Here is a 21,956-nt window from a genome sequence, read left to right as displayed (position 1 = left end):
TTTGATGGCGGGCAAGCGTGGGCTGATCATGGGTCTGGCGAACGACAAGTCGCTAGCCTGGGGCATCGCCAAGCAATTGTCCGAACATGGCGCGGAGCTGGCGTTTTCCTATCAGGGCGCGGCGATGGAAAAGCGGGTGCGTCCACTTGCCGAGCAGCTCGGCGTGGCGCGTCTGTTTGATTGCGACGTGTCGGACATGGCGGCGCTGGATACGACGTTCGAGGCACTGGCGGCGGAATGGCCGACGATCGATTTCGTTGTCCATGCGATCGGCTTTTCCGACAAGTCGCAGTTGCGCGGACGGTATTACGACACCACACTCGACAATTTTCTGATGACGATGAACATCTCGGCCTACAGCCTGGTCGCGGTGGCGCAGCGCGCACGTCGGATGATGCCGGAAGGTGGATCGATCCTGACGCTGACCTATTACGGCGCTGAAAAGGTCATTCCGCACTACAACGTCATGGGCGTCGCCAAGGCGGCGCTGGAGACGAGCGTCAAATATCTCGCGGTCGATCTCGGCCCCGACAATATCCGCATCAACGCGATCTCGGCAGGCCCGATCCAGACCTTGGCGGCGCGCGGCATCGGCGACTTCAACTATATCCTGAAGTGGAACGAGCTGAACGCGCCGTTGCGGCGCACGGTGACGATCGAGGATGTCGGCGGCGCGGGCCTGTACATGCTCAGTGATCTGGCGAGCGGCGTGACGGGCGAGATCCACCACGTCGATGCCGGTTACAACGTCATCGGCATGAAGGCAGAGGACGCGCCGGATATCGCGCTGGCCTAGGAATGCCGCTCGACCCCTCTCCCCGCGGGGGAAAGGGAGGGGCCCGCTGCCGCAGGCAGTGGGAGCGTGGGGGTCAGTGCCGCCACGCTATCCACCAGGTGACGGCACGATAGAGCGCGCGCGAAGCCTGCGCCGTGATGCCACCCCTGCCGAAACTTTCTTTTGGTCTGCTCTGCACGGCAGCGCCCCGCCGGCTTCTAGTTTCGCCGACAAGAGCGTCTTGATACGCGCATTGCGGATTTTGCCTGCCAGAGCGCAAAGCTTGTCGTAGAGGTCGATGGCGATACGCATGGCGTCGCTGCCGCGGTGGCGGCCGATGCACAAAGGACGGCGTTTCTGGCACAGGAAGGATATCGAACCGTGCGTTTCGGCAATGCGGACGTGATGGGCAATCTGGACGGCGTCGCTGCTACGATCCTTGCCGCGCTTCCGCCATCACCTTTTTACCCGGCGATGCCGGGCGGGGCCCTTACTCTCCCCCATGCGGAGAGCAGAGCATGAGCGTCAATTCCTTCGGTCACCTGTTTCGTTTCACCACCTGGGGTGAAAGCCACGGCCCGGCGATCGGCGCCGTCGTCGATGGCTGCCCCCCCGGTCTGACGCTGAGCGAAACCGACATCCAGCCGTGGCTCGACAAGCGGCGGCCCGGCACCTCGCGCTTCACCACGCAGCGGCGCGAGCCGGATCAGGTGCGCATCCTGTCGGGCACGTTCGAGGGGCGGACGACCGGAACGCCGATCAGCCTGATGATCGAGAATGTCGACCAGCGGTCGAAGGATTATTCAGAGGTCGCGCTGGCGTACCGTCCCGGTCATGCCGATTACGCCTATGACGCCAAATACGGCTTTCGCGATTATCGCGGCGGCGGACGATCGTCCGCCCGAGAGACGGCATCGCGTGTCGCCGCCGGCGCCGTCGCGAGACTGGTGATCCCGCAGGTGCGTATTCGCGGCTGGGTAGAGGCGATCGGCGGCGACGGGATCGACTATGCCGCCTTCGACGACGCGGCGATCGACGAGAATCCATTCTTTTGCCCCGATCGTGCGGCAGCGGCACGTTGGGAGACGCTGATCGATGGCGCACGCAAGGCGGGATCGTCGCTCGGCGCGGTGGTCGCCTGCGAAGCGACGGGCGTGCCTGCCGGCTGGGGCGCGCCGCTTTATGCCAAGCTCGACGCCGAACTGGCGCATGCCTGCATGGGGATCAACGCGGTGAAGGGGGTCGAGATCGGCGACGGCTTCGCGGCGGCGGCGTTGACCGGCGAAGGCAATGCCGATGCGATGCGCCCGGGTGTACATGGCGCTGACGGGGGGCCTGAATTCCTTGCCAACCATGCCGGCGGCATCACCGGCGGCATCGCCACCGGACAGCCGATCCGCGTGCGCGTGGCGTTCAAGCCGACCAGCTCGATCCTGACCCCGGTGGAGACGATCGACCGTTCCGGCAATGCTGCCGACATTGCCACCAAGGGTCGTCACGATCCCTGTGTGGGCATCCGCGGTGTGCCCGTAGTAGAAGCGATGATGGCACTGGTATTAGCCGACCAGGCGTTGCTGCATCGGGGCCAGACGGGCCGTTAAACACCTGACGAGTGGAACACTCTTCTGCCTAACCCGTTGGGTGCGGGCAAGTTTTGCAGGAGAGAACAATGCGTAAGATCATTCCGTTCATGGCCGCTGCCATGCTGATCCCAGCCGCAGCGTATGCCCAGACCAGCAATGGCGGCTCCGCCCCCGGCACGATGTCCGGCACCGCAAATGGTGCGACCTCGGGCAACATGGGTGGCCAGACGACCACGCCGACCGATCCCACGGCCAGCACCGGTACCACGACGACGCAGGATCGTTCGTCGCGCCGTAGCGGCCGCCGCGGCAGCACCACGACCGGCACCGGATCATCGACGACGACCACGCCCGGGTCGACGACCGCAGATCCGATGAGTGGCACGACGGGCACCAGCACGTCCGGCACAGCCGATCCTATGGGCGGCACCACCGGCACCGGAACCGGCACGACGACCGGTACGATGGGCGGTTCGACCACGACGGGCACGATGGGCGGATCGACGACCACCGGCACCATGGGCGGAACGACCGGAGGCACCGGTACGACCACGCCGCCGCAATAAGCATCCATTCCGATGGACGAAAAGCCGGGTGGCGTCAGCCGCCCGGCTTTTTCGCGTCCGGATCAGTCCGCGAAGGGATCGCGGACCAGGATCGTGTCCTCACGCTCCGGACTGGTCGATACCAGCGCGACCGGGCAGCGGATCAGTTCCTCGACGCGGCGGATATACTTGATCGCCTGTGCCGGCAGGGCGGCCCAGCTGCGGGCGCCGGCCGTCGATTCCTGCCAACCCTCCATTTCTTCGTAGATCGGCTCGACCGCAGCCTGATCGGCGGCGTGTGAGGGGAAATAATCCAGCTCCTGCCCATCCAGGCGATAGCCGGTGCAGATCTTCACCGTCTCGAACCCGTCGAGCACGTCGATCTTGGTCAGCGCGATGCCGGTGATGCCGCCGACCGCCGCCGACTGGCGCAGCAGCACCGTGTCGATCCAGCCGCAGCGGCGCTTGCGCCCGGTGACCGTGCCGAATTCGTGACCGCGCACGCCCAGCCGCTCGCCGGTCTCGTCCTCAAGCTCGGTGGGGAACGGTCCCGAGCCGACGCGTGTCGTATAGGCCTTGGCGATGCCCAGAACGAAGCCGACCGCCGCCGGCCCAAGGCCGGACCCGCCGGCCGCCGTACCCGCGATCGTGTTGGACGAGGTGACGAACGGATAGGTGCCGTGATCGACGTCGAGCAACACGCCCTGCGCGCCCTCGAACAGGATGCGCTTGCCCGCCGCGCGCGCCTCGTTGAGGTCGCGCCACACCGGCTTGGCAAATGCCAGCACATAACCCGCGATCTCGCGCAGTTCGGCGATCAGTCCCTCGCGATCGATCGCTGGCGAGCCGAAGCCGGCACGCAGCGCGTCGTGATGCGCCAGCAGGCGATCGAGCTGCGGACCGAGGTCGTCGAGGTGCGCGAGATCGCATACGCGAATCGCGCGCCGCCCGACCTTGTCCTCATATGCCGGGCCGATGCCGCGTCGGGTGGTGCCGATCTTGCCCGCGCCGCTCGCATCCTCGCGCAGCGCATCGAGGTCGCGGTGGAGCGGCAGGATCAGCGCGCAATTGTCGGCGATGCGCAGCGTATCCGGCGTCGCGACGACACCCTGCGCCGCCAGCCGCTCGATTTCGGCCTTTAGCGCCCACGGATCGAGCACGACACCGTTGCCGATGACGCTGGGCGTGCCGCGGACGATGCCCGACGGCAGCAGCGATAACTTGTAGACGTTCTCGCCGACGACGAGCGTATGGCCGGCGTTATGTCCGCCCTGAAAGCGCACGACCATGTCGGCCCGCTCGGCGAGCCAGTCGACGATCTTGCCCTTGCCTTCGTCGCCCCATTGCGCGCCGATGACTGCTACGTTGGCCATGGATACAGGTCTCCGCCTGCCGGCGTTGATCCGTGCGCCCTTCGACAGGACTCGGCGCACGAACAGGTCCTGATTGCGAGGGCGCGCCTACCGGTCTCCGCCCGGCGGGTCAACCGTCCAGCGGACTGGCTCGGCCATCGACGAACAGATGCGTCGCCAGTTGCGCCTCCGGCGTATCGCCGGGTTCAAGCGCCGCGACAACGACCCAGCCTGCCGCGCGCATCGCCGCACCCGCGTCGGCGGGGGTACCGAGCGGCAGGAACAGGCGGCGGCGATCGACCGGTCCCGTCGTTGCGACGATCGCGTCGGCGTAGAGCGAGAAACCCGTCGCGACCTCTTCGGCGCCATCGCCGTGGACGATCAGATAGGTCCCGCCACGCCCGACCTCGCGCGCGACGCCGGCAGCGAACAACGAGAAGCCGAGCCAGGTCTGATATTCGAAGCCATGGCGTTCGGTGGGATCCAGCGTCAGCGTGATACCGGCGGGAATCGCCGCTGCGATGTCGGCGAGGCCGTCGAGTCGCGATGCGAGCACGCCTTGGTTATCGAACGCGCGTAACTGCGCCATCGCACTGGCGAACGGTCCCGCCGCGGCGATCAGCGGCAGATAGGCGGGCGCGATCTCGGCGACGCCGCCGGCATCCTTGGCGTCCAGCCGCTCGCGCAATCGCCCGATCCGGTCGGCGGCGACCGGCAGCGGTCCAGCGGCGAGCGTGTCGACCAGATCGGGCAGCGTGAAGTCGATCGACACGCCGGCGACACCGGCCGCGATCAGCCCCTCGACCGCCACACCGACGACCTCACGCGCAGCGGGAATCGAATCGAGGCCGATCAGCTCCGCACCGACCTGTCGCCGCTCACGGCCGGGCGCGAGCGCGGAGGCGCGCAAGGCCAGCACCGATCCCGCATAGGACAGTCGAACGGGCCGCGGATGATGCCCCATACGCGTCGCGGCGATGCGCGCGACCTGCGCGGTCAGATCAGGGCGGATCGCCATCGTCGTCTGGCTGACCGGATCGACGAAGCGCACCGCGTTGCGCAGGCCACCCGCCTTCAACCGCGCAGCCAGTCCCTCGGCGAATTCGGCGAGCGGCGGATCGACCCGTTCGTAACCGTGGCGCCGCGCCGCCTCCAGCACGCGCGCTTCGACCGCGGCGGCGGCGTCGGCGAAGGGGGGCAGGCGATCGTGGAAGCCCTCGGGCAGCAGGCCGAACTTGGTCATGTCCGCGCGGATAGCGACAGCGGCGGGGGAGCGCCATAGCTGCGATGCAGCAGCCCTATCTGGCGGGCGGCGTTGTCGTCGTTGCGGACGGCGTAGCCGCAGGGATCGCGGACGGGGTGACGGGAAGCTCGACGGTCGGGTCCGATCCCCGCCCGCGCAGCCGGATCGTCCCGCTCGGCGCCTTGGTCATGCCACCCGCTCCGGCCTTGCCGCGACCATGAAGACGGTCGATCTCCGCCTGCCGCCGCTGCAGGTAGAAGTCGCGGGCATTGCCGTAACGGTCCCCGGGCGCGGTATCGATCGCTTTGTAGGTCTCGTCGAATTCGGCCCGGTGATCGAGCGCGCCGAGCACGCCGGCGGGAATCGCGAATTTGGGATCGGTCACCCCCTGCCCCAGCGTGATCGGCAGGATCAGGCGATCGACCGCGCCGCCGAACAGGTCGCGTACCGTCGTCGGCCCGACCAGCGGCAGGTACAGGAACGCGCCGTTGGGCACGCCGTAGAACCCCAGTGTATTGGCGAACCCGTTGCTCCGGCGCGGCAGCCTGAACGGTTTGCGCCTGGCGATGTCGAACAGGCCGATCGCGCCGATCGTCGTGTTGACCACGAATCGCCCGACCGTCTCCACCGCCTTGCCGATCTTGTGCTGGAGCACGTAGTTCACGAAGACGACGGGTTCGCGCAGATTGTAGAGGAAGTTGTGGATGCCGTCGCGGATCGGCCCAGGCACCTTCTTTTTATACGCCATCGACAGGGGGCCGATCAGCGCACGATCCACCGTCTGCGTCGCCTCAAACGCGGTCGCATTGATCCCGGCGAGCGGATCGGGGGCCTCCCATTCGGCGCGTGCGGTGACGATAATATCGCTGGGTGCCGATGTGCCGTCCGCCGCCACGAAGACCGGAAACGTGTCGAAAGGGACCGATACGAGCGGCAGGACGGACACGACCGGTGTGGCATCCGCCATCTGCGGGACCGTACCCGACGCACGATCCGCGATCGCTCCCGATCCGGTGCTCGCCGTCTGCTCAACCGGAGCGACGAGAGAAGGCGCGGGCGTAACCGGCTGATCCGACAGGGACAGCAGGATCGCGATCACCGACAGCGCCACTTACGATGATCTCCACACCGGCGCGAACCGACCGGCGGGTGCTGCATACCATCTATGCGGCAAAGCACCAGAGAGGGTGCCACGGAACGATCGCTTGTTCCGTGGCACCCTGCGGGTCGGATCAGAAGGTCAGACCCATCGCGGTCTTCACGCCGCCGAGAGCCTTCACCTTGGCCAGCAGCGCGGCGTCGACCGGCTCATCGACCGACAGCAACAGCACCGCCTCGCCGCCCGCCTGACGGCGACCGAGATGGAAGGTACCGATGTTGACCCCGGCCTCCCCCAGCGCCGTTCCGAGGCGACCGATGAAGCCCGGCGCGTCCTCGTTGACGACGTAGAGCATCGGCCCGACCAGATCGGCCTCCACCTTGATGCCGAACAGCTCGACCAGGCGCGGCGCCTGATCGCCGAACAGCGTACCCGCGACCGAGCGTTCACCATCCGCGGTCTTCACCGATACGCGCAGCAGCGTGTGGTAATCGCCCTCGCGCTCGGTGCGGACCTCGCGCACCTCGACACCGCGGTCGCGCGCCAGCAGCGGCGCGTTGACCATGTTGACCGTCGCGGTCTGCGTACCGAGGAAGCCCGCCAGCACCGCGCTGGTGATCGGCTTGGCATTCAGCTCCGCCGCCGCACCCTCGGTATGCACGGAGATCCGCGTGATCGCACCCGTGGTAAGCTGGCCGACCAACGACCCCAGCTTCTCCGCCAGCGCCATATACGGCTTCAGCTTCGGCGCTTCCTCCGCCGACAGGCTCGGCATGTTGAGCGCGTTGGTGACGCCGCCCGAGACGAGGAAATCGGCCATCTGCTCGGCGACCTGGATCGCGACGTTGACCTGCGCCTCGGTCGTCGATGCGCCCAGATGCGGCGTGCTGACGAAATTGGGCGTGCCGAACAGCGGCGACGCCTTGGCCGGCTCCTCGACGAACACGTCCAGTGCCGCGCCGCCGATATGACCGCTGTCGAGCCCTGCCTTCAGCGCCGCTTCGTCGATCAGGCCGCCGCGCGCGCAATTAATGATCCGCACGCCCTTCCTGGTCTTGGCCAGCGCCTCGGCCGACAGGATGTTACGCGTCTGGTCGGTCAGCGGCGTGTGCAGCGTGATGAAGTCGGCGCGGGCGAGCAGTTCGTCCAGCGTCACCTTCTCGACGCCCATCTCCACCGCGCGCTCCGGTGTCAGGAACGGGTCGAACGCGACAACCTTCATCTTGAGCCCGCGCGCACGGTCGGCGACGATTGAGCCGATATTGCCGGCCCCGATCAACCCCAGCGTCTTGGCGGTCAACTCGACCCCCATGAAGCGGTTCTTCTCCCACTTGCCGGCCTGCGTCGAGGCGTCTGCCTCGGGCAATTGCCGGGCGAGAGCGAACATCAAGGCGATGGCGTGCTCGGCGGTCGTGATGCTGTTGCCGAAGGGCGTGTTCATGACGACGACGCCCTTCGCCGATGCGGCGGGGATATCGACGTTATCGACGCCGATGCCGGCACGACCGACGACCTTGAGGTTGGTGGCGTGTTCGAGAATCGCCTTCGTCACCTTGGTCGAGCTGCGGATCGCGAGGCCGTCATAGTCACCGATGATCGCGATCAACTCTTCCGGCGTCTTGCCGGTGATCTCGTCGACCTCGACACCGCGCTCGCGAAAGATCTGCGCGGCCTTGGGGTCCATTTTGTCGCTGATGAGGACTTTTGGCATGGGGATTTCCTAAAGAACGACTGTTCTCCTGCGAACGCAGGAGCCCAGGATTACAGGGGATGTCGCATGTGGCTCTGGGCTCCTGCGTGCGCAGGAGCACGGCAAATCAGGCCGCTTTCGCGGTCGCATAAGCCCAGTCGAGCCACGGCCCGAGCGCCTCGATATCGGCGGTATCGACGGTCGCACCGCACCAGATGCGCAGGCCGGCGGGCGCATCGCGATAGCCCGCGACGTCATACGCCGCACCTTCCTTCTCCAGCAGCCCGGCCATCGTCTTGATGAACGCCTCGTCGGCGCCCTCGACGGTCAGGCAGACGCTGGTCTTCGACCGCGATACCGGATCGGCGGCAAGATGCCCGAGCCAGTCCCGCTCCTCGACGATCCGGTCCAGCGCCGCCGCATTCGCATCCGACCGTGCGATCAGACCACGCTCGCCGAGCGATTTCGCCCATTCCAGCGACGCGATCGCATCCTCCACCGCCAGCATCGACGGCGTGTTGATCGTCTCGCCCTTGAACACGCCCTCGGTCAGCTTGCCCTTCGACACCAGGCGAAACACCTTGGGCAGCGGCCATGCGGGGGTATAGCTCTCCAGCCGCTCGACCGCGCGCGGGCCGAGGATCAGGACGCCATGCCCGCCCTCGCCGCCCAGCACCTTCTGCCAGCTAAAGGTCGCGACATCGATTTTTGCCCAGTCGATGTCATAGGCGAACACGCCCGACGTCGCGTCGGCGAAACTCAGCCCCTCGCGGTCGGCGGGGATGAAGTCCGCATTCGGCACACGCACGCCGCTTGTGGTGCCGTTCCAGGTGAACAGCACGTCGGTCGCCCAGTCGATCTGCGTCAGATCGGGGAGCTGCCCGTAATCGGCGCGAATGACGGTGGGATCGATCTTGAGTTGCTTGACCGCATCGGTCACCCAGCCCTCGCCGAAGCTTTCCCACGCCAGCGTCGTGACGGGGCGCGCGCCGAGCATCGTCCACATCGCCATTTCGAACGCGCCGGTGTCGGAGCCGGGAACGATGCCGATACGATGCGTGTCGGGCAGGCCCAGCAGCTCGCGCATCAGGTCTATGCAATAGGCAAGGCGGGTCTTGCCGATCTTGGACCGGTGCGAGCGACCGAGCGATGCGGTGGCGAGCTTCGACGCATCCCAGCCCGGAGGCTTGGCGCAGGGGCCGGAGCTGAAGAAGGGGCGTGCCGGTGTGGTGGCAGGCTTGGTCGCACCCAACGCGGGTGCGGTAACGGTATCCGTCAATGTATCTCTCCTCACAGAGAGCACGCGCCGCGTTGGGGCGGCGTGGCCCGTCGACGGCCCTAGAGGCGGTTCGTGCCGCTGGCAAGGCAGGTTCGTCCGTCCCGGACTTGTTTGTGCCCGCGCGTCTGACGCATGATCGCCGCGTGTATCGGTATCTTCGCTTTCCGTGCGTCCTGTCGGCGCTGGCCTTCCTTGCCGCATGCGGCAGCCGCGAGCGCCCCGCCCCCACGCGCGACACGATCGCCAGACCTGCGGCCCGCGAGACGGCGCAATGCCTCGCCGATCTGCGCGCGATGAACGTCGCCTATCGCGTGCTGCCCGAAACCGACAACGGCAACGGCTGCGGCCTCTCGGGCACGGTCCAGCTCGTCGAGATCGGCGTGCCTGTTACCGGCCTCGGTGCGGTGCGCTGCGGCGAGGCGCGGGCATTTTCCGGCTGGATTCGCAATGCCGTCGCCCCGGCGGCATACCAGATCCTCGGCAGCGAACTCGTCAGCGTGCAGAGCATGGGCAGCTACGCTTGCCGCAACGTCATCGGGTCGAAGCGCACCGATCGCCGCTCCGGCCATGCCATCGCCAATGCGATCGATATCGGCGGCGTGACGCTGAAGGACGGGCGGCGCTTGACGGTGCTCAACGACTGGACCTCGCCCGATCCGCAGGTGCAGCGATTCCTCACCACGATCCACGATTCGGCCTGCCGCCGTTTCGGCACCGTCCTGTCGCCGGCGTACAATGCCGCGCACCGCAACCACCTGCATTTGGAAGATGACGGCGCGCGCTTCTGCCGGTGAAGATTTCCTCCGTTGAGCGGGTACGCGCTTTGCTCTAACCCCCTCGGATGACTGATACACGCGTACCCGAGCGGGTCTTTCCCCGCGCCCGACAGGATGCCGCCAGCGCCGAACAGGCGATCTCGACGCCGCAGACCGAGCATCCCGCCTACAAGCTCGCCTTCCAGGACATGGATTTCCTGCTGCGCGAAGACCTGCGGCCGATCCGGTTCCAGCTCGAACTGCTGAAGCCCGAACTGCTGCTCGAGGAGGCGCAGATCGCCTCCACCTTCGTCATGTACGGGTCGGCGCGCATCCCCGAGCCTGCCAAGGCGCAGGCGATGCTCGAACTCGCCACCGACGACGTCTCGCGCGCGATCGCCGAGCGACTGGTCGCCAAGAGCCGCTATTACGATGTCGCGCGCGAGCTGGCGCAGATCGCCAGCCGCGTGCCGCGCGATCAGGCCGGGATGCGCCAGTTCGTCGTCTGCTCGGGCGGCGGCCCATCGATCATGGAAGCCGCCAACCGCGGCGCGACCGACGTGGGGGCGGAATCGATCGGCCTCAACATCGTGCTGCCGCATGAGCAGGCGCCCAACCCCTATGTGACACCGTCGCTGAGTTTCCAGTTCCACTATTTCGCGCTGCGCAAGATGCACTTCCTGCTGCGCGCGCGGGCGCTGGCGGCGTTCCCCGGCGGGTTCGGGACGTTCGACGAGCTGTTCGAGCTGCTGACGCTGATCCAGACCGGCAAGATCAAGCCGATCCCGGTGCTGCTGTTCGGACGCGAATTCTGGGAAAAGGTGGTGAATTTCCAGGCCCTCGTCGACGAAGGCGTGGTGAGCGCGCGCGATCTGGGGATCTTCACCTATGTCGAAAGCGCCGAGGAGGCGTGGGACGTGGTGCGCAACTTCTACGAGGAACAGGCGAAGAAGGACGGCTGAGCCTTTGCCGTCGCGGCCCATCGTCTCCGGAATACGTTCCGGGTGACAGCGGATCCGGGGCTATCGACCAGCACTCGCCCGATCGATAGCCCTGGGCGTTACTTGCCCGCCTTCGCCCCTTCGATCGCGGCGTTCGGATCGACGGATGGCGCGCCCGATGCCGGCGTGCCGGTATTGCCGAGGTTGTTCGCGGCATCGGTGTTGGTTACCGAATCCTTGCCCTCCGGCGCCTTCGCATCGGCAGGAGCAGCGGCACCCGCGGCAGGAGCGGCCGGCAGCGGCAGGTTCGATCCCTGCGCGTTCAGATAGACGATGACGTTGGCACGATCCTGCGCATTGCCGAGACCGGCGAAGGTCATCTTGGTGCCGGGTGCGAATTTGCGCGGGCTCGTCAGCCACGCGTTCATCTTGTCGAAGTCCCAGTTGCCGCCCACGCCCTTCAGCGCGTCGGAGAAGGCGAAGCCGCCCTTGCCCTGGCCGATGCCCTCGCCCATCGTCGCGTACAGGTTCGGGCCGATGCCGTTCGCACCACCCTGCGTCACGGTGTGGCAGGCAGCGCACTTCTTGAACACTTCGGCGCCCTTGCCGGGGTCGGCGGCCGGCAGCAGCGTGGCGATCGGCACCTCGGCCGCGCCGCCTTCGCCGCCCTCGGCCTCGACGCCCTCGATCGCATAGCCCATCTTTTCCGGCCGCTCGCTGTGGAAGGCCATGCCGCCGACGATCGACAGACCGAGCGCGAGCCCGCAGGCTGCCAGCGTCCACCCGGCGATCGTGTTGGTGCGGTTATCCATCTGCCTGACGCTGCCCCTGTTCTCTTCTTGCGCAGCGAACCCATAGGAAACGGCGGATACATCCGCAAGCGCGCGCTTGCTGGTGGCGCACAGGCACTCTACCGCCGCGGTCGCCATGGAAACCTATGCCGCCCCCGCCCGTCCGATCGTCGCCGCGATGACTGCCGCCGCCGCCGCCGACCCCGGTCGCGCCGTCGCCTTTCAGGGCGCACCGGGCGCCAACAGCCATGTCGCGGCACTGGAGGCCTTTCCCGACGGCCTGCCGCTACCGTGCTTCGCGTTCGAGGATGCGATCGACGCCGTGCGCGACGGCCGGGCGGATTGTGCGGTCATCCCGATCGAGAATTCGCTGCACGGCCGCGTCGCCGACATCCATTTCCTGCTGCCGGAATCCGGGCTGGTCATCACCGGCGAACATTTCCTGTCGATTCGCCATGCGCTGATGGGTACCGGCACGCGCGACGACGTTCGCGAGGCGATGAGCCACCCGCAGGCGATCGGCCAATGCCGCCATTGGCTGAAGGCGCACGGTATCCGGCAGGCGTCCTATCCCGATACTGCGGGCGCGGCAGCCTATGTGGCGGAGCTCGGCGATCCGGCGATCGCGGCGCTCGCCCCGCCCGGTGCGGCGGCGATCTATGGCCTCAACCTGCTCGGCGTCGACATCGCGGATGCCGATCACAACACCACGCGGTTCGTCGTGCTGGCGCGCGGCGGCAAGCCGACGGTCGGCGCAGACGGGCAAGACGGGGGCCCATGGATGACGACGCTGATCTTCGAGGTGAAGAACATTCCCGCCGCGCTCTACAAGGCGATGGGCGGCTTCGCGACGAACGGCGTCAACATGACGAAGCTGGAAAGCTATCAGCGCGGCGGGCAGTTCGTCGCGACGGAGTTCTTCGCCGATATCGAGGGCAAGCCCGGCGACGCCGCGGTCGATCGCGCGCTGGAGGAGCTGGGCTTCCATTCGAAATGGGTGCGCGTACTGGGCACGTACCGCCGCGCGCGCGAACGGGGCTGACCCCGCCGCGTCAGGGCGTCAGTCGCCCCTCGACGATGTCGTAGTGGATGCGCACCCAGGCACCGATCTGCGGCTTGCCGTTGATGCGTGGCGGACGGATCTTGAACTGCCACGCCGCCTCGCGGATCGCGCGGGCCAGCCCCAGCCCGGGACGCGAATCGCCGATCTGAACGCAATCCTCGACCCGGTAATTGGGCGCGGTGCGACAGGCGATCTCTGCCCATGACCCCGCAGGCACGATGTTGCGCGGCATATACGGATTGAGCTGCGACGCCGCCGGCCGGACGTACCATTCGGCGGCGTAGAGGCGCTGCCCGCCCGGCCCGATGCCCGCCGCCGCCGTGGTTTCGCCGTCGTCGCCGTCGCCCTGCCCCTCCGCCGCCGCCGCCATCTGCCTGCCCGCGCTGCCGCCCGACTTGCGCGACGGGATCTTGCCGACGTCGGAGGCGGCGAAATCGTTCTTGCTGAGCACAAGATAGCCGGGAAACGGCGTGTCGACCGGTGGCGGCACCGGCCTGTCCTCTGCCGGCGGCTTCGGTGCAGCGGGGGGATCGGGCGCGGTGCGGCGGCTCGCCTGTGCTGCGCGGGCGGGCGCCTTGGCGCTCCTGGTCGCGGTGGAATTGTTGTCGCCGACGGGCAGCATGTTGACCGTCAGCGACCGACCCGGCTCCCGGTCGGGATCGAACACCGGCGCGAGTTGCCACAGCAGCCATGCGATCAGGACATGCGCGGCGACGGTGAGCGCCAGCGACACTGCCCGGCGACGGTCCGACGATGGCTGATAGGACCGCATGGAACGCCGCGCCTAGCGTGGCCGGATGTCCGCCGCAACCGCTTCGAATCGCGCACGGTGGATGCCTGACCAGTGTCCGCTCCCTGCCACGTCCGCGCCATCTTCGAACGCCATCGACGCTCTGATGGATGACACCCCGCCACGCTCGTCAGCCCTCATGCGGGTGGCGATCTACGATCTCGACCGGACGATCACCCGGTTGCCGACCTGGACCCCGTTTCTGCTGCACGCCGTCGTCCGCCACGCGCCGTGGCGGCTGGCGTTGCTGCCCGCCGTGCTGGCGGCGGCGGCATTGCGGGGGGTCGGGCTGCTGCATCGCGACCGGCTGAAGCAGGTGATGCACCGCGCCGCCCTCGGCACGCTGTCACCGGATCGCGCGGCAGCGATCGCGGCGCGCTGGATGGCGCGATTCGGACCGGCGCAGATTCGCGCCTCGGCCCGCCGACAGATGGCGGCGGATCGCGCGGCGGGATATCGCATCGTGATCGCCACCGCGGCCTATGGTTTCTACGCCGAGGCGATCGCGCGCGATGTCGGCGCCGATGCGCTGATCGCGACGCGCACCGCGGTCGACGCGCGCGGGCACCTGCTGCCACGGATCGAGGGCGGCAATTGCTATGGCAAGGGCAAGCTGGCGATGATCGAGGCGTGGTTTGCGGCGCAGGGACTGGACCGCGCCACCACGACCGTCCGCTTCTATTCCGACCATGTCTCCGACGTGCCGACCTTCGATTGGTCGGACGAGCCCGTGGTGGTCAATCCGCATGCCCCGCTGAGACGCGTCACCGCACAGCGTGGCTGGCCTCAGGTCGACTGGGACGCCTGACCCGGCGGTTCCGCCACGATCCTGCGGACGAGGTCGAGGTCGTCGGGCTTATCGACATCGACCGCAGCCAGCCCATGCCGTGCCGCGACGGCCGCCGCCCGTACGCCTGCGATCGCTCCAAGCTGTGCCAATGCGGCATTCAGCGTCAGCCGGCCGCCCAGATAGCGTAGCAGCGTGCGCACGCCCAGACGCCGGACGATCCGCCACGGCCGCTTGCGGTCCGCCTCGACCGACATCCACAGTCCAATCGCAGCGTCGGCAGCCGGCGTGCGCAACAGGAACAGGTTGCAGCCCGACCAGCCGCCGTCGGCAAAGCGCAGATAGGTACGCCGGGTCGGCGGCGCGTCGCGTTCGACGACATCGCGGTGCGCCAGCAGCGCCGCGACGTCCGCGTCGGCCGGTGCATCGGTCAGGAGCTCGCACACCCATGCGGCACGCAACAGCGCGTGATCTGCCGTGGTGACCAGCAGCGGCGCGCCCAGCGTCCGCAAGCCCGACCGAGTGCTGGCGCTGGGGCCGGCAGCGGCATCGAGCGGTTCGGCACCCAGCCGGATCGCCTCGGCACGCACCGCAGGAGCGTTCGCCGACACGGCGATCCGGTCGGCACCCGCCGCCCGCAGCGCCGCGACGACCCGCGCCAGCATCGTCTCGCCTTCGATCACGATCAGGGCCTTGTCCGCCACTCCGGCATATGATGCGACCGCATCCGCGCCGCCGCGCGATCCCGCCAGTATCAGTGCGTTGAAGGTCATGCCTGACGCACGTGCCATACGCGCCACATCACGCCCGGCGCCGCCAGAATCGGATGGCGTTCGCGCCACGGCGTCAGCGGCAGGTCGATGCCGGTGTGACGCTGCAACTTCCACAGGCCGTAACGGGCGGCACCGTCGAACGTGAAGGCCGCCTTGATCAGCCGTGCGACGTTGAGCCATTTGCCGAGCCGCTGGCGCAACCACCAGGCTGCAAGCGTCTGGCGGCTGTCCCGCTCGGTCACTAGCGGGCGATAGGCGTCGCCGCGGCGTTCGTACCCGATCCCTGCGCCCTGCCACGCCAGCGGCAACAGGGTATCGAATCGGTCGGGATCGAAGGCGAGAATCTGCTGCTCTCGCCCCGGCGCCTCGACGCGCAGTTCGGCGGAATAGGTCTGGCGGAACAGCGCGGTCCAGAAATCGCCGGGGCGGCCGCTTTGCGGACCCAGCACCGCGGCAAAACGCGCCGCTGTCGCCGCGGCATGCGCAACCGCGCGAACCACCCGCGCACCGGTCACCGGATCGGCGCTCCACACCAGCCCGGCCGGCTGCGCAAACCGCGTCCAGACCGTCGTGTCGATCGTTCGCCCCCCGGCGGCGCGGCAGAATGTATCGAGCGGCATCGTCGCCACCTTGGCCCGGATCATACGACCACCGACCGGAAGCTCGTGGAAGCTGACGTCGGGCCAGAGCGCCCGCGTCGCCAAGGCCCGCACGCCGAAGCCCCGCGGCGGCGGCGTCAGGACATAGAAATCGAGGACACCATCCAGATCGCCGGTCCGCAGTACCGATCCGTAGAACAGCACCGCCACGCCATTGAGTCGCCGTACCAGATCGCGCGCCGCAGCCGAAACCGGCGGGGCGACCGCGACATCCAGTTCATCTGCGACGAACGACAACAAGGTGTGTCCCGCCGCCCGATCCACACCTGAACTCACGGGGCGGCGAACCGAATTGGCTCTCCCGCCCGGATCGTCAGATCGCCACCGGCATAATGTTCGCCGTCGAGAATGAAGCCCTCGTCCGACCGGACATGGACGATACGCGGATCGCTTCGAGTGAAATCGTCCGCTGTTGCGGCACCGCCGTCGGTTCCGGTCAGGATCGGCTTCAGCATGCGCAGCAGATGCTTCGGCGGGGCCTCGACAGTCAGCATCTTGAGGCCTGCGCGCTGGCGACCGAACGGTTTCAGTCCGACCGGCATCCGCTCGAGCGTCGATGCGAGCATCAGGTACAATCGGCGCGTCGCCGGCGCCTGATCGTCAACCTGCATATGCATCGTCGTCCCCCGGCGCCAGGGATTGCCGGGGCCGCCGAACAGCGTCTGGGCGATGCTCCAGCCGAGCGACAGCGCCACCGCGATACCGTTGAACGCGCCGGCACGGTGCGTGCTCTGCGCCAGTTCGGTCGCACGCACGAAGCCGCCCATGCCCAGCAGGAATCCGCGTGCATCGGGCAGGTCGCTGCCTTTGCGCAGCACCTCGACCGGGGAACGCTGGACGAACCGCCCGGCCTGTGCCGCGGCGATCGCATCGCGTACCGTCCACACGTCCGGAATACCGAGGTCGAGTGCCAGCGCGTTGGTCTTGCCCGACGGGATGATCGCCATCGGCGGCAACCGGTCGAACACCCGTGCCGCCGCGGTCATCACGTCGCGCAACGTTCCGTCACCGCCATTGACGACCAGCAGGCCGATCTGGCGCGCGGCATAGTCGCGCAGCGTGTCCTCCAGCGCGTCGAACGTCTCCGGCGCAGCGTAAAGCACGTCCGGCCAGTGATCCAGCCGCACCCCGGTCTTCTGATTGCGGTGGCTGCGAGCGTTGGCAATCACGCCTACGAGAGACGATGCCGGCGCCAGCGCAGCCGGCAATGCGACCCGCGGCAGGCGACCGTCAGCATGTGCGCCGGTCTGGCGAAACAGGACTTCGCCCGCCGCACCGAGCAGGGTCTGTCCGGCGGAGGGCCGCCCATCTATCCGTGTGGCCACAACCGCCCTCCGTCACAAGTCCTTCACCGAACTGTCACAGGCGAGAATATGGGCAGGATTACGGCCCCAGCAAGAAAATTGACGCATTTTAGTATGATTTCGCCGAAATGCGCGCTTCGTCGAAGGTCAGGCGGCCGCGGCAGACCGCGTGAGCAATGCGCGCGTGGCGACCCCGAGCATGACCGCGACGATCAACGCGTTGGCCAGCACGGCGACACCGATGCCGATGACGCCCAGCGACGGGCTGAGCCAGAAGCTGACGCCGAACAGTACGACGATCCCCACCAGTCGGGCGATGAACGTCGCGCCGATCCGGTTGGCGGCGAGCAGCAAGGGCTCGAACCCGACGGTGACCAGATCGACGCATCCGGCGGCGGCCAGCCACAACAGGATCGGATAGGCGCGGCCGAATTCCTTGCCCCCCATCAACGTCAGCACCGGATGTCCGAACAGCACGACGATCAGGAAGGCGAATGCCGCGACGACCGAAGCCATCAGGAACGATCGCATGATCATCTGCCGCACCCGTGCCAGCCCGCCGGCGGCGACGGCACGAACGATCTCCGGAAAGGCCGCGCGGGCCAGCAATTGCGACACCTTGGTCAGCGCCTGCGCCAGTTGCAGCGCCAGCCGGAACGCGCCCGCCGACGCGGTGCCGACGGTGCCGCCGACCAGCAGCAGCGGGATCTGCTTGCTCGACAGACCGAGCGAAGAGCTGGCGTTGGTGGCGAGCGAGAAGCGGACGATACCCGGATGATCGACCACCACGTCGCGCACGCCGATGCCGCGGGCGAACAGCAGCTTGAGGTCACCGGTACGGGCGAGCGCCGCCCAGTATGCGGCGGCGGTCAGCACCTCGGCAAGGCCCCAGGCGATCAGGAAACCGGTGACGCTGGGCAGGAACACCGCCGCCCCGACCGCGCCCACCAGCCGCATCACCGGGGTGACGCTGTCCGCCGCCGCCGCGAACGAGAACCGGTCGCGCAGGCGCAGAATGCCCAGCGGAGTCGACCGGATCGACAGCAGTTGTGCCAGGGTGAACAGCATGGTCGCACGCGCGTGGACGGGCCGGACCCCCAGCGCCTCGCCCCACGTCCGGATGATGATCGCCGCCAGGATCACGCCGACCACCGCGCTCGCCAGATCGAGCAATCCGCACGCCTTGAACAGCCGCGCCAGCCGCAAGGCATCGCTGTCCTTCTGGCCGGGATCGCGATCGGCAGCGCCCAGATGCTGCGTGCCGTAGCGGACGATGATCTGCCACGTCTGGAACCCGACCACGGTGGCGAGCGCCTGTGACGCACCGGTGATCAGCGCGAACCGGCCGAAGCCGTTGACCCCCAGCGTTCGCGTGACGATCGCGAGATAGACGAGGCTCAGTACGGCGAGCACGCCGCGGCTGGCGAGCATCCAGCCCAGGTTCCGCGCGATGGCGCGCATCGGACCGCCCTGGAACAGGCCGGTCTTCGTGGCGTCGGGACTCATGCCAGCCAGCTGACGATCCTCTGCCCCCGCCTGGCGACGGCCATCGCTTGGAACAGGCGAACCAGGTGGACGAGGAGCGACAGCATCGTCCACATCGCCACCGCGACGATGCCCCAGTCGGGGCGACCGACCAGCAGCAAGGCGAACAGCAGCACCATGTTCGGGTTGCGGCGCGCGGTGATCAGGCGGAACCGGCTGTCGAACCGCTCCCACACGTGGATGTGCATTGCGAACCGCGCGATGAAAGCGCCCTCGATCAAGCGCTGCGCGACATAGCCGAACAGCATCGCGGCGATCACCGCGACGAAGATGTCGTGATCGAGCGGCCTGCCATAGGCGGCACATCCCGTCGCCCATGCCCACCACCAGAACGGCGGGTGGATCAGGTCAACGCCATGATCCCAGGCATTGCCGAGCGCGGACGAGGTGATCGTGCACCGCGCCAGCTTTCCGTCGACGGTGTCGAGGACCATGAACAGCAGCCCGACCGCCAGCCCGCTCCAGAACCAGCCGTACCAGAACGCCACGGTCGCGACGATGCACAGCACCGAACCCAGCGCCGTGACCTGATTGGGTGAGATGCCGGCCCGCGCGCACAGCCGCGTGATCCACAACGCCCATTCCGGCCACAGATATTTGGTCAGCAGATCGGTGACGCCCTTATACGCGCCGGTGTAGCTGGCGCGTTCGATCGCCGGCACGCTGGCAGGTTCCAGCCGCTCCGCAAACGGACGCTCCCGCTTTCGCAGCGCCTCGTTGAAGATGCCGTCCTCCGCCTCTGCCGGGATCACCGTCAGCGTGCCCGGCTCCAGCGGCCCGTTCGCCTCCATCGCCGCGGCGACGCGTGCGCGATCGGCGGCGTCGAGGATGTGCGCAAGTACGGGCACGCCGCCCCGCGTCACTACCGTGCCCGGTCGCGCGACGAGGTACGGCACCCACGCAGGGTCGAACGCGAACGCGAGATTGGCGAGCAGCGCCCCCGCCGCATCGGCATCGCCCGCCAGCGGCAATTTGCGCGCCGCTGCCAGCCGCCGCAGCCGTTCCGCTACGGTCATCCCCCAGATCGGCGTCGGATTGTCTCCGATCGCGATCACGATCGGGCGCGGGGCGGGAACGGGCACGGTCATGTCCGGCCCGATAGCGTCGCCGATGCGATCGGGATAGTCGCCAGCGTTCAACTGGTCGCGAGCAGCCGCAGGATCGCCGCCGCCGCCCGGTCCGGTGCCACGCCGTCGCTGTCGCCCAGCGACGTCGTCGCGAACGCCTCCTGCGCCGCAACGAAGCCGGAATGCCGCGCCGTCGCGCGATCCAGCGCCGGCATCATGGCGTCGATCGTGGTCACCACCTCACCGGCCGCCCACATCGCATAGCTCGGATCCCCCTGCCACGCGACGGCGGCGGGATCGAGGAACACACACGGTCGCGGCCGCATCAGGAATTCGACGACCTGGCTCGACGTATCGCCCAGATACAGGTCCGCCGCCGCGGTGTAGCTGCCGTCGACCATCGCAAAACTGTCGAGATCGACGTGCACGTCGTTCCGACCTGCCAATCCGGCCGCGAATGCGCGGACGTCCGGCGCCTTTTCGACCAGCCGCTGGTGAGGAGCGAAGATCAGATTGTAGCGGCCCGACGCCGTCACACGCCGCACCGCCTCCTCGCCCCACGCCCACCACGAGGAACGATGCCGTTGCCAGTGCGGTGCGTAGAGGACGACCGGTCGATCCGCGGCAAAGGCGAGCGCAGCATGCGTCCGCTGGCGAAACCCCGACTTGACATAACCGACGACCGCGATCCGTGCCGGATCGACGCCATGCGCGGCCAGCGCATCGCGTTCACGTTCGGCCGCGACGATGGTCAGCACCGCCGCCCTGCGTCGCCGATCGTCACGGTTCATCATCGATCCCGCGCCATGCAGGATGTTCACGAACCGGCTGCGCAGCGGCAGCAGCGTGGGAATCCACAGGCTGGTCTGTTCCGCCGACACCACCAGTCGCGTGCCCATCAAGCGCGGCGCGAGCCGTGCCAGCAGCGGTAGTTTTGCAGGCAAGGGCGGGTTGCGACCGGCAGGCCATGCACCGAGATCGCGGAACCCCGGTGCCCGGCGCAGCCGCACGTTGGGACGATCCCCCAGCCAGCCGCCAATCAGATCGCGATGCATCGACGTCGCCACCCATACGTCGACGGGCCGCTGTGGCGCCGCCTGCGTCAGCGCATCCAGCACCGGGTAGAGATGGGGGATCAGCAAGGTCTCGCCCAGAAACAGGAAGGCGACGTCCGCCGTCATCCGGCCCGCCCCTGCCCTGTCCAGGCAGCGATATCCTCCGGCTGGTCGATCTCCTGCCACGCGCCCTCGCCCGCGACCACCGCCCGTACCGGCGCATAGCTCGCGAGTTCGGCGATCACGGCATGATGGAAGGCGTTGAGCCCGCCCGGTCGCGCAATGACGCTTTCCAGCGCACGGACATAGGAGTTGCCGCCGTTCGACACGATCACCCCGAGCGAGCGATGCGTCGCGACATCGAGCGGCAACTCTTTCGCGACCGAACAGATCTGGCCGTTGGCGACGGTCACCAGCATGTCGTCGACCGCCGCGACATGCAGCGGCTCGACCAGCAGCCCGACGCCATCGCCCGGGACCGCCACTGCCGCGGCGATCAGGTCGGCCGCGAACACGGTATCGCCGTTCATCAGGCAGAACGGATCGCCCAGCAGGTCGCGCGCCATCCAGACGCTGCCGATACTGCTCGCCACCGACCAGAAGGGGTTGAAGATCAGCCGCACCGGCACCGGCGGGCGGGCAACGGCCAGATGCGCCCCGATCTGGCGATAGCGATAGCCGCCGACGATTACCGCCCGCTCGATCCCCGCGGCGTGCAGCGCGTCGAGCTGGTGGTCGAGGATGCTGCGTCCGCCGACCTCGACGAGGCATTTGGGGATTTCGCGCGTCAGCGGCAGCAAGCGCGAGCCGATGCCCGCGCTGAGGATTACAGCTTGCATGATCCCGCTTTTAACCGCGTC

Annotated in this window: 23 protein-coding genes; 8 read left to right on the top strand and 15 right to left on the bottom strand. The window is 67.8% G+C overall.

Features of this window, described 5'->3' with window-relative positions; all coding sequences use genetic code 11:
* The first annotated feature begins 4 nt into the window (after positions 1–4).
* Positions 5–796, top strand: a complete 792-nt coding sequence (fabI, locus tag NF699_13695; GenBank protein USU07098.1) for an enoyl-ACP reductase FabI — start codon at positions 5–7, stop codon at positions 794–796.
* Between the two features lie 87 nt (positions 797–883).
* On the opposite strand, the gene NF699_13690 is transcribed toward fabI, so the two are convergent.
* A complete protein-coding gene (locus tag NF699_13690; GenBank protein USU04097.1) occupies positions 884–1,087 on the bottom strand; it encodes a hypothetical protein in 204 nt (67 codons plus the stop codon).
* Between NF699_13690 and NF699_13685 the strand changes: the two genes are divergently transcribed.
* The 3 genes from NF699_13685 to NF699_13675 all read left to right on the top strand — a co-directional run bounded on the left by NF699_13685 (position 1,028) and on the right by NF699_13675 (position 2,924).
* Complete coding sequence (locus tag NF699_13685) at positions 1,028–1,297, top strand: DUF559 domain-containing protein (protein ID USU07097.1); 270 nt, start codon at positions 1,028–1,030, stop codon at positions 1,295–1,297. The two genes, NF699_13690 and NF699_13685, sit on opposite strands and share 60 nt — an antisense overlap.
* Positions 1,294–2,376 (top strand): chorismate synthase, encoded by a 1,083-nt coding sequence (gene aroC, locus NF699_13680; protein ID USU04096.1) that lies wholly within the window; start codon positions 1,294–1,296, stop codon positions 2,374–2,376. Before NF699_13685 ends, aroC begins: the two co-directional genes overlap by 4 nt.
* Before the next feature lie 68 nt (positions 2,377–2,444).
* The gene (locus NF699_13675) at positions 2,445–2,924 is read left to right on the top strand and encodes a hypothetical protein (GenBank protein USU04095.1); all 480 of its coding nucleotides are present in this window, start codon (positions 2,445–2,447) and stop codon (positions 2,922–2,924) included.
* A 62-nt stretch (positions 2,925–2,986) separates the two neighbouring features.
* Here the strand turns inward: NF699_13675 and NF699_13670 are convergent, their stop codons facing one another.
* From NF699_13670 to NF699_13650, 5 genes are all read right to left on the bottom strand, one after another.
* Positions 2,987–4,276, bottom strand: a complete 1,290-nt coding sequence (locus tag NF699_13670) for an adenylosuccinate synthase (protein USU04094.1) — start codon at positions 4,274–4,276, stop codon at positions 2,987–2,989.
* A 109-nt stretch (positions 4,277–4,385) separates the two neighbouring features.
* The gene (locus NF699_13665) at positions 4,386–5,498 is read right to left on the bottom strand and encodes an ATP phosphoribosyltransferase regulatory subunit (GenBank protein ID USU04093.1); all 1,113 of its coding nucleotides are present in this window, start codon (positions 5,496–5,498) and stop codon (positions 4,386–4,388) included.
* 55 nt (positions 5,499–5,553) lie between these two features.
* Positions 5,554–6,609, bottom strand: coding sequence for a VacJ family lipoprotein (locus NF699_13660; GenBank protein USU04092.1), 1,056 nt, complete (start codon positions 6,607–6,609; stop codon positions 5,554–5,556).
* A gap of 121 nt (positions 6,610–6,730) precedes the next feature.
* Entirely contained in the window at positions 6,731–8,308 is a 1,578-nt protein-coding gene (serA, locus tag NF699_13655) for a phosphoglycerate dehydrogenase (protein ID USU04091.1), read from the bottom strand.
* A 106-nt stretch (positions 8,309–8,414) separates the two neighbouring features.
* Positions 8,415–9,566, bottom strand: coding sequence for a phosphoserine transaminase (locus NF699_13650; GenBank protein ID USU04090.1), 1,152 nt, complete (start codon positions 9,564–9,566; stop codon positions 8,415–8,417).
* Positions 9,567–9,748: 182 nt separating this feature from the next.
* Here NF699_13650 and NF699_13645 point away from each other — a divergent pair, with 182 nt between their 5' ends.
* Together NF699_13645 and NF699_13640 are read left to right on the top strand one after the other, a co-directional pair.
* Positions 9,749–10,360, top strand: a complete 612-nt coding sequence (locus tag NF699_13645; protein ID USU07096.1) for an extensin family protein — start codon at positions 9,749–9,751, stop codon at positions 10,358–10,360.
* Between the two features lie 47 nt (positions 10,361–10,407).
* Positions 10,408–11,283, top strand: a complete 876-nt coding sequence (locus NF699_13640; GenBank protein USU04089.1) for a TIGR00730 family Rossman fold protein — start codon at positions 10,408–10,410, stop codon at positions 11,281–11,283.
* A 98-nt stretch (positions 11,284–11,381) separates the two neighbouring features.
* Here NF699_13640 and NF699_13635 read toward each other — a convergent pair whose 3' ends face one another.
* Positions 11,382–12,074, bottom strand: coding sequence for a c-type cytochrome (locus tag NF699_13635; GenBank protein ID USU04088.1), 693 nt, complete (start codon positions 12,072–12,074; stop codon positions 11,382–11,384).
* A 115-nt stretch (positions 12,075–12,189) separates the two neighbouring features.
* Between NF699_13635 and NF699_13630 the strand changes: the two genes are divergently transcribed.
* A complete protein-coding gene (locus NF699_13630) occupies positions 12,190–13,095 on the top strand; it encodes a prephenate dehydratase (GenBank protein USU04087.1) in 906 nt (301 codons plus the stop codon).
* A 10-nt stretch (positions 13,096–13,105) separates the two neighbouring features.
* On the opposite strand, the gene NF699_13625 is transcribed toward NF699_13630, so the two are convergent.
* Positions 13,106–13,888, bottom strand: coding sequence for a hypothetical protein (locus NF699_13625; GenBank protein USU04086.1), 783 nt, complete (start codon positions 13,886–13,888; stop codon positions 13,106–13,108).
* A gap of 124 nt (positions 13,889–14,012) precedes the next feature.
* Here NF699_13625 and NF699_13620 point away from each other — a divergent pair, with 124 nt between their 5' ends.
* Positions 14,013–14,714 carry an HAD-IB family hydrolase gene (locus tag NF699_13620; GenBank protein USU04085.1) on the top strand — a complete coding sequence of 234 codons (702 nt, stop codon included), beginning with the start codon at positions 14,013–14,015 and terminating at the stop codon, positions 14,712–14,714.
* Here the strand turns inward: NF699_13620 and NF699_13615 are convergent.
* From NF699_13615 to NF699_13585, 7 genes are all read right to left on the bottom strand, one after another.
* On the bottom strand, positions 14,693–15,466 hold the full coding sequence (locus NF699_13615) for a nucleotidyltransferase family protein (protein USU04084.1): 774 nt from the start codon (positions 15,464–15,466) through the stop codon (positions 14,693–14,695). The genes NF699_13620 and NF699_13615 overlap by 22 nt on opposite strands.
* On the bottom strand, positions 15,463–16,362 hold the full coding sequence (locus NF699_13610; GenBank protein ID USU04083.1) for a hypothetical protein: 900 nt from the start codon (positions 16,360–16,362) through the stop codon (positions 15,463–15,465). The genes NF699_13615 and NF699_13610 overlap by 4 nt, the downstream gene beginning before the upstream one ends.
* A 35-nt stretch (positions 16,363–16,397) precedes the next feature.
* On the bottom strand, positions 16,398–17,450 hold the full coding sequence (locus NF699_13605; GenBank protein ID USU04082.1) for a hypothetical protein: 1,053 nt from the start codon (positions 17,448–17,450) through the stop codon (positions 16,398–16,400).
* Between the two features lie 126 nt (positions 17,451–17,576).
* The gene (locus tag NF699_13600) at positions 17,577–18,935 is read right to left on the bottom strand and encodes a lipopolysaccharide biosynthesis protein (protein USU04081.1); all 1,359 of its coding nucleotides are present in this window, start codon (positions 18,933–18,935) and stop codon (positions 17,577–17,579) included.
* On the bottom strand, positions 18,932–20,062 hold the full coding sequence (locus tag NF699_13595; protein ID USU04080.1) for a CDP-alcohol phosphatidyltransferase family protein: 1,131 nt from the start codon (positions 20,060–20,062) through the stop codon (positions 18,932–18,934). Before NF699_13595 ends, NF699_13600 begins: the two co-directional genes overlap by 4 nt.
* A 47-nt stretch (positions 20,063–20,109) precedes the next feature.
* Entirely contained in the window at positions 20,110–21,222 is a 1,113-nt protein-coding gene (locus NF699_13590) for a CDP-glycerol glycerophosphotransferase family protein (GenBank protein USU04079.1), read from the bottom strand.
* Positions 21,219–21,935: a phosphocholine cytidylyltransferase family protein gene (locus tag NF699_13585; protein USU04078.1), complete on the bottom strand. Its 717-nt coding sequence runs from the start codon at positions 21,933–21,935 to the stop codon at positions 21,219–21,221. The genes NF699_13590 and NF699_13585 overlap by 4 nt, the downstream gene beginning before the upstream one ends.
* Between the last annotated feature and the right edge of the window lie 21 nt (positions 21,936–21,956).

The organism is Sphingomonadaceae bacterium OTU29LAMAA1, from assembly GCA_024072375.1.
In the GTDB taxonomy this organism is placed as follows: domain Bacteria; phylum Pseudomonadota; class Alphaproteobacteria; order Sphingomonadales; family Sphingomonadaceae; genus Sphingomonas.
This window is presented reverse-complemented; position numbering and strand designations above follow the sequence as displayed.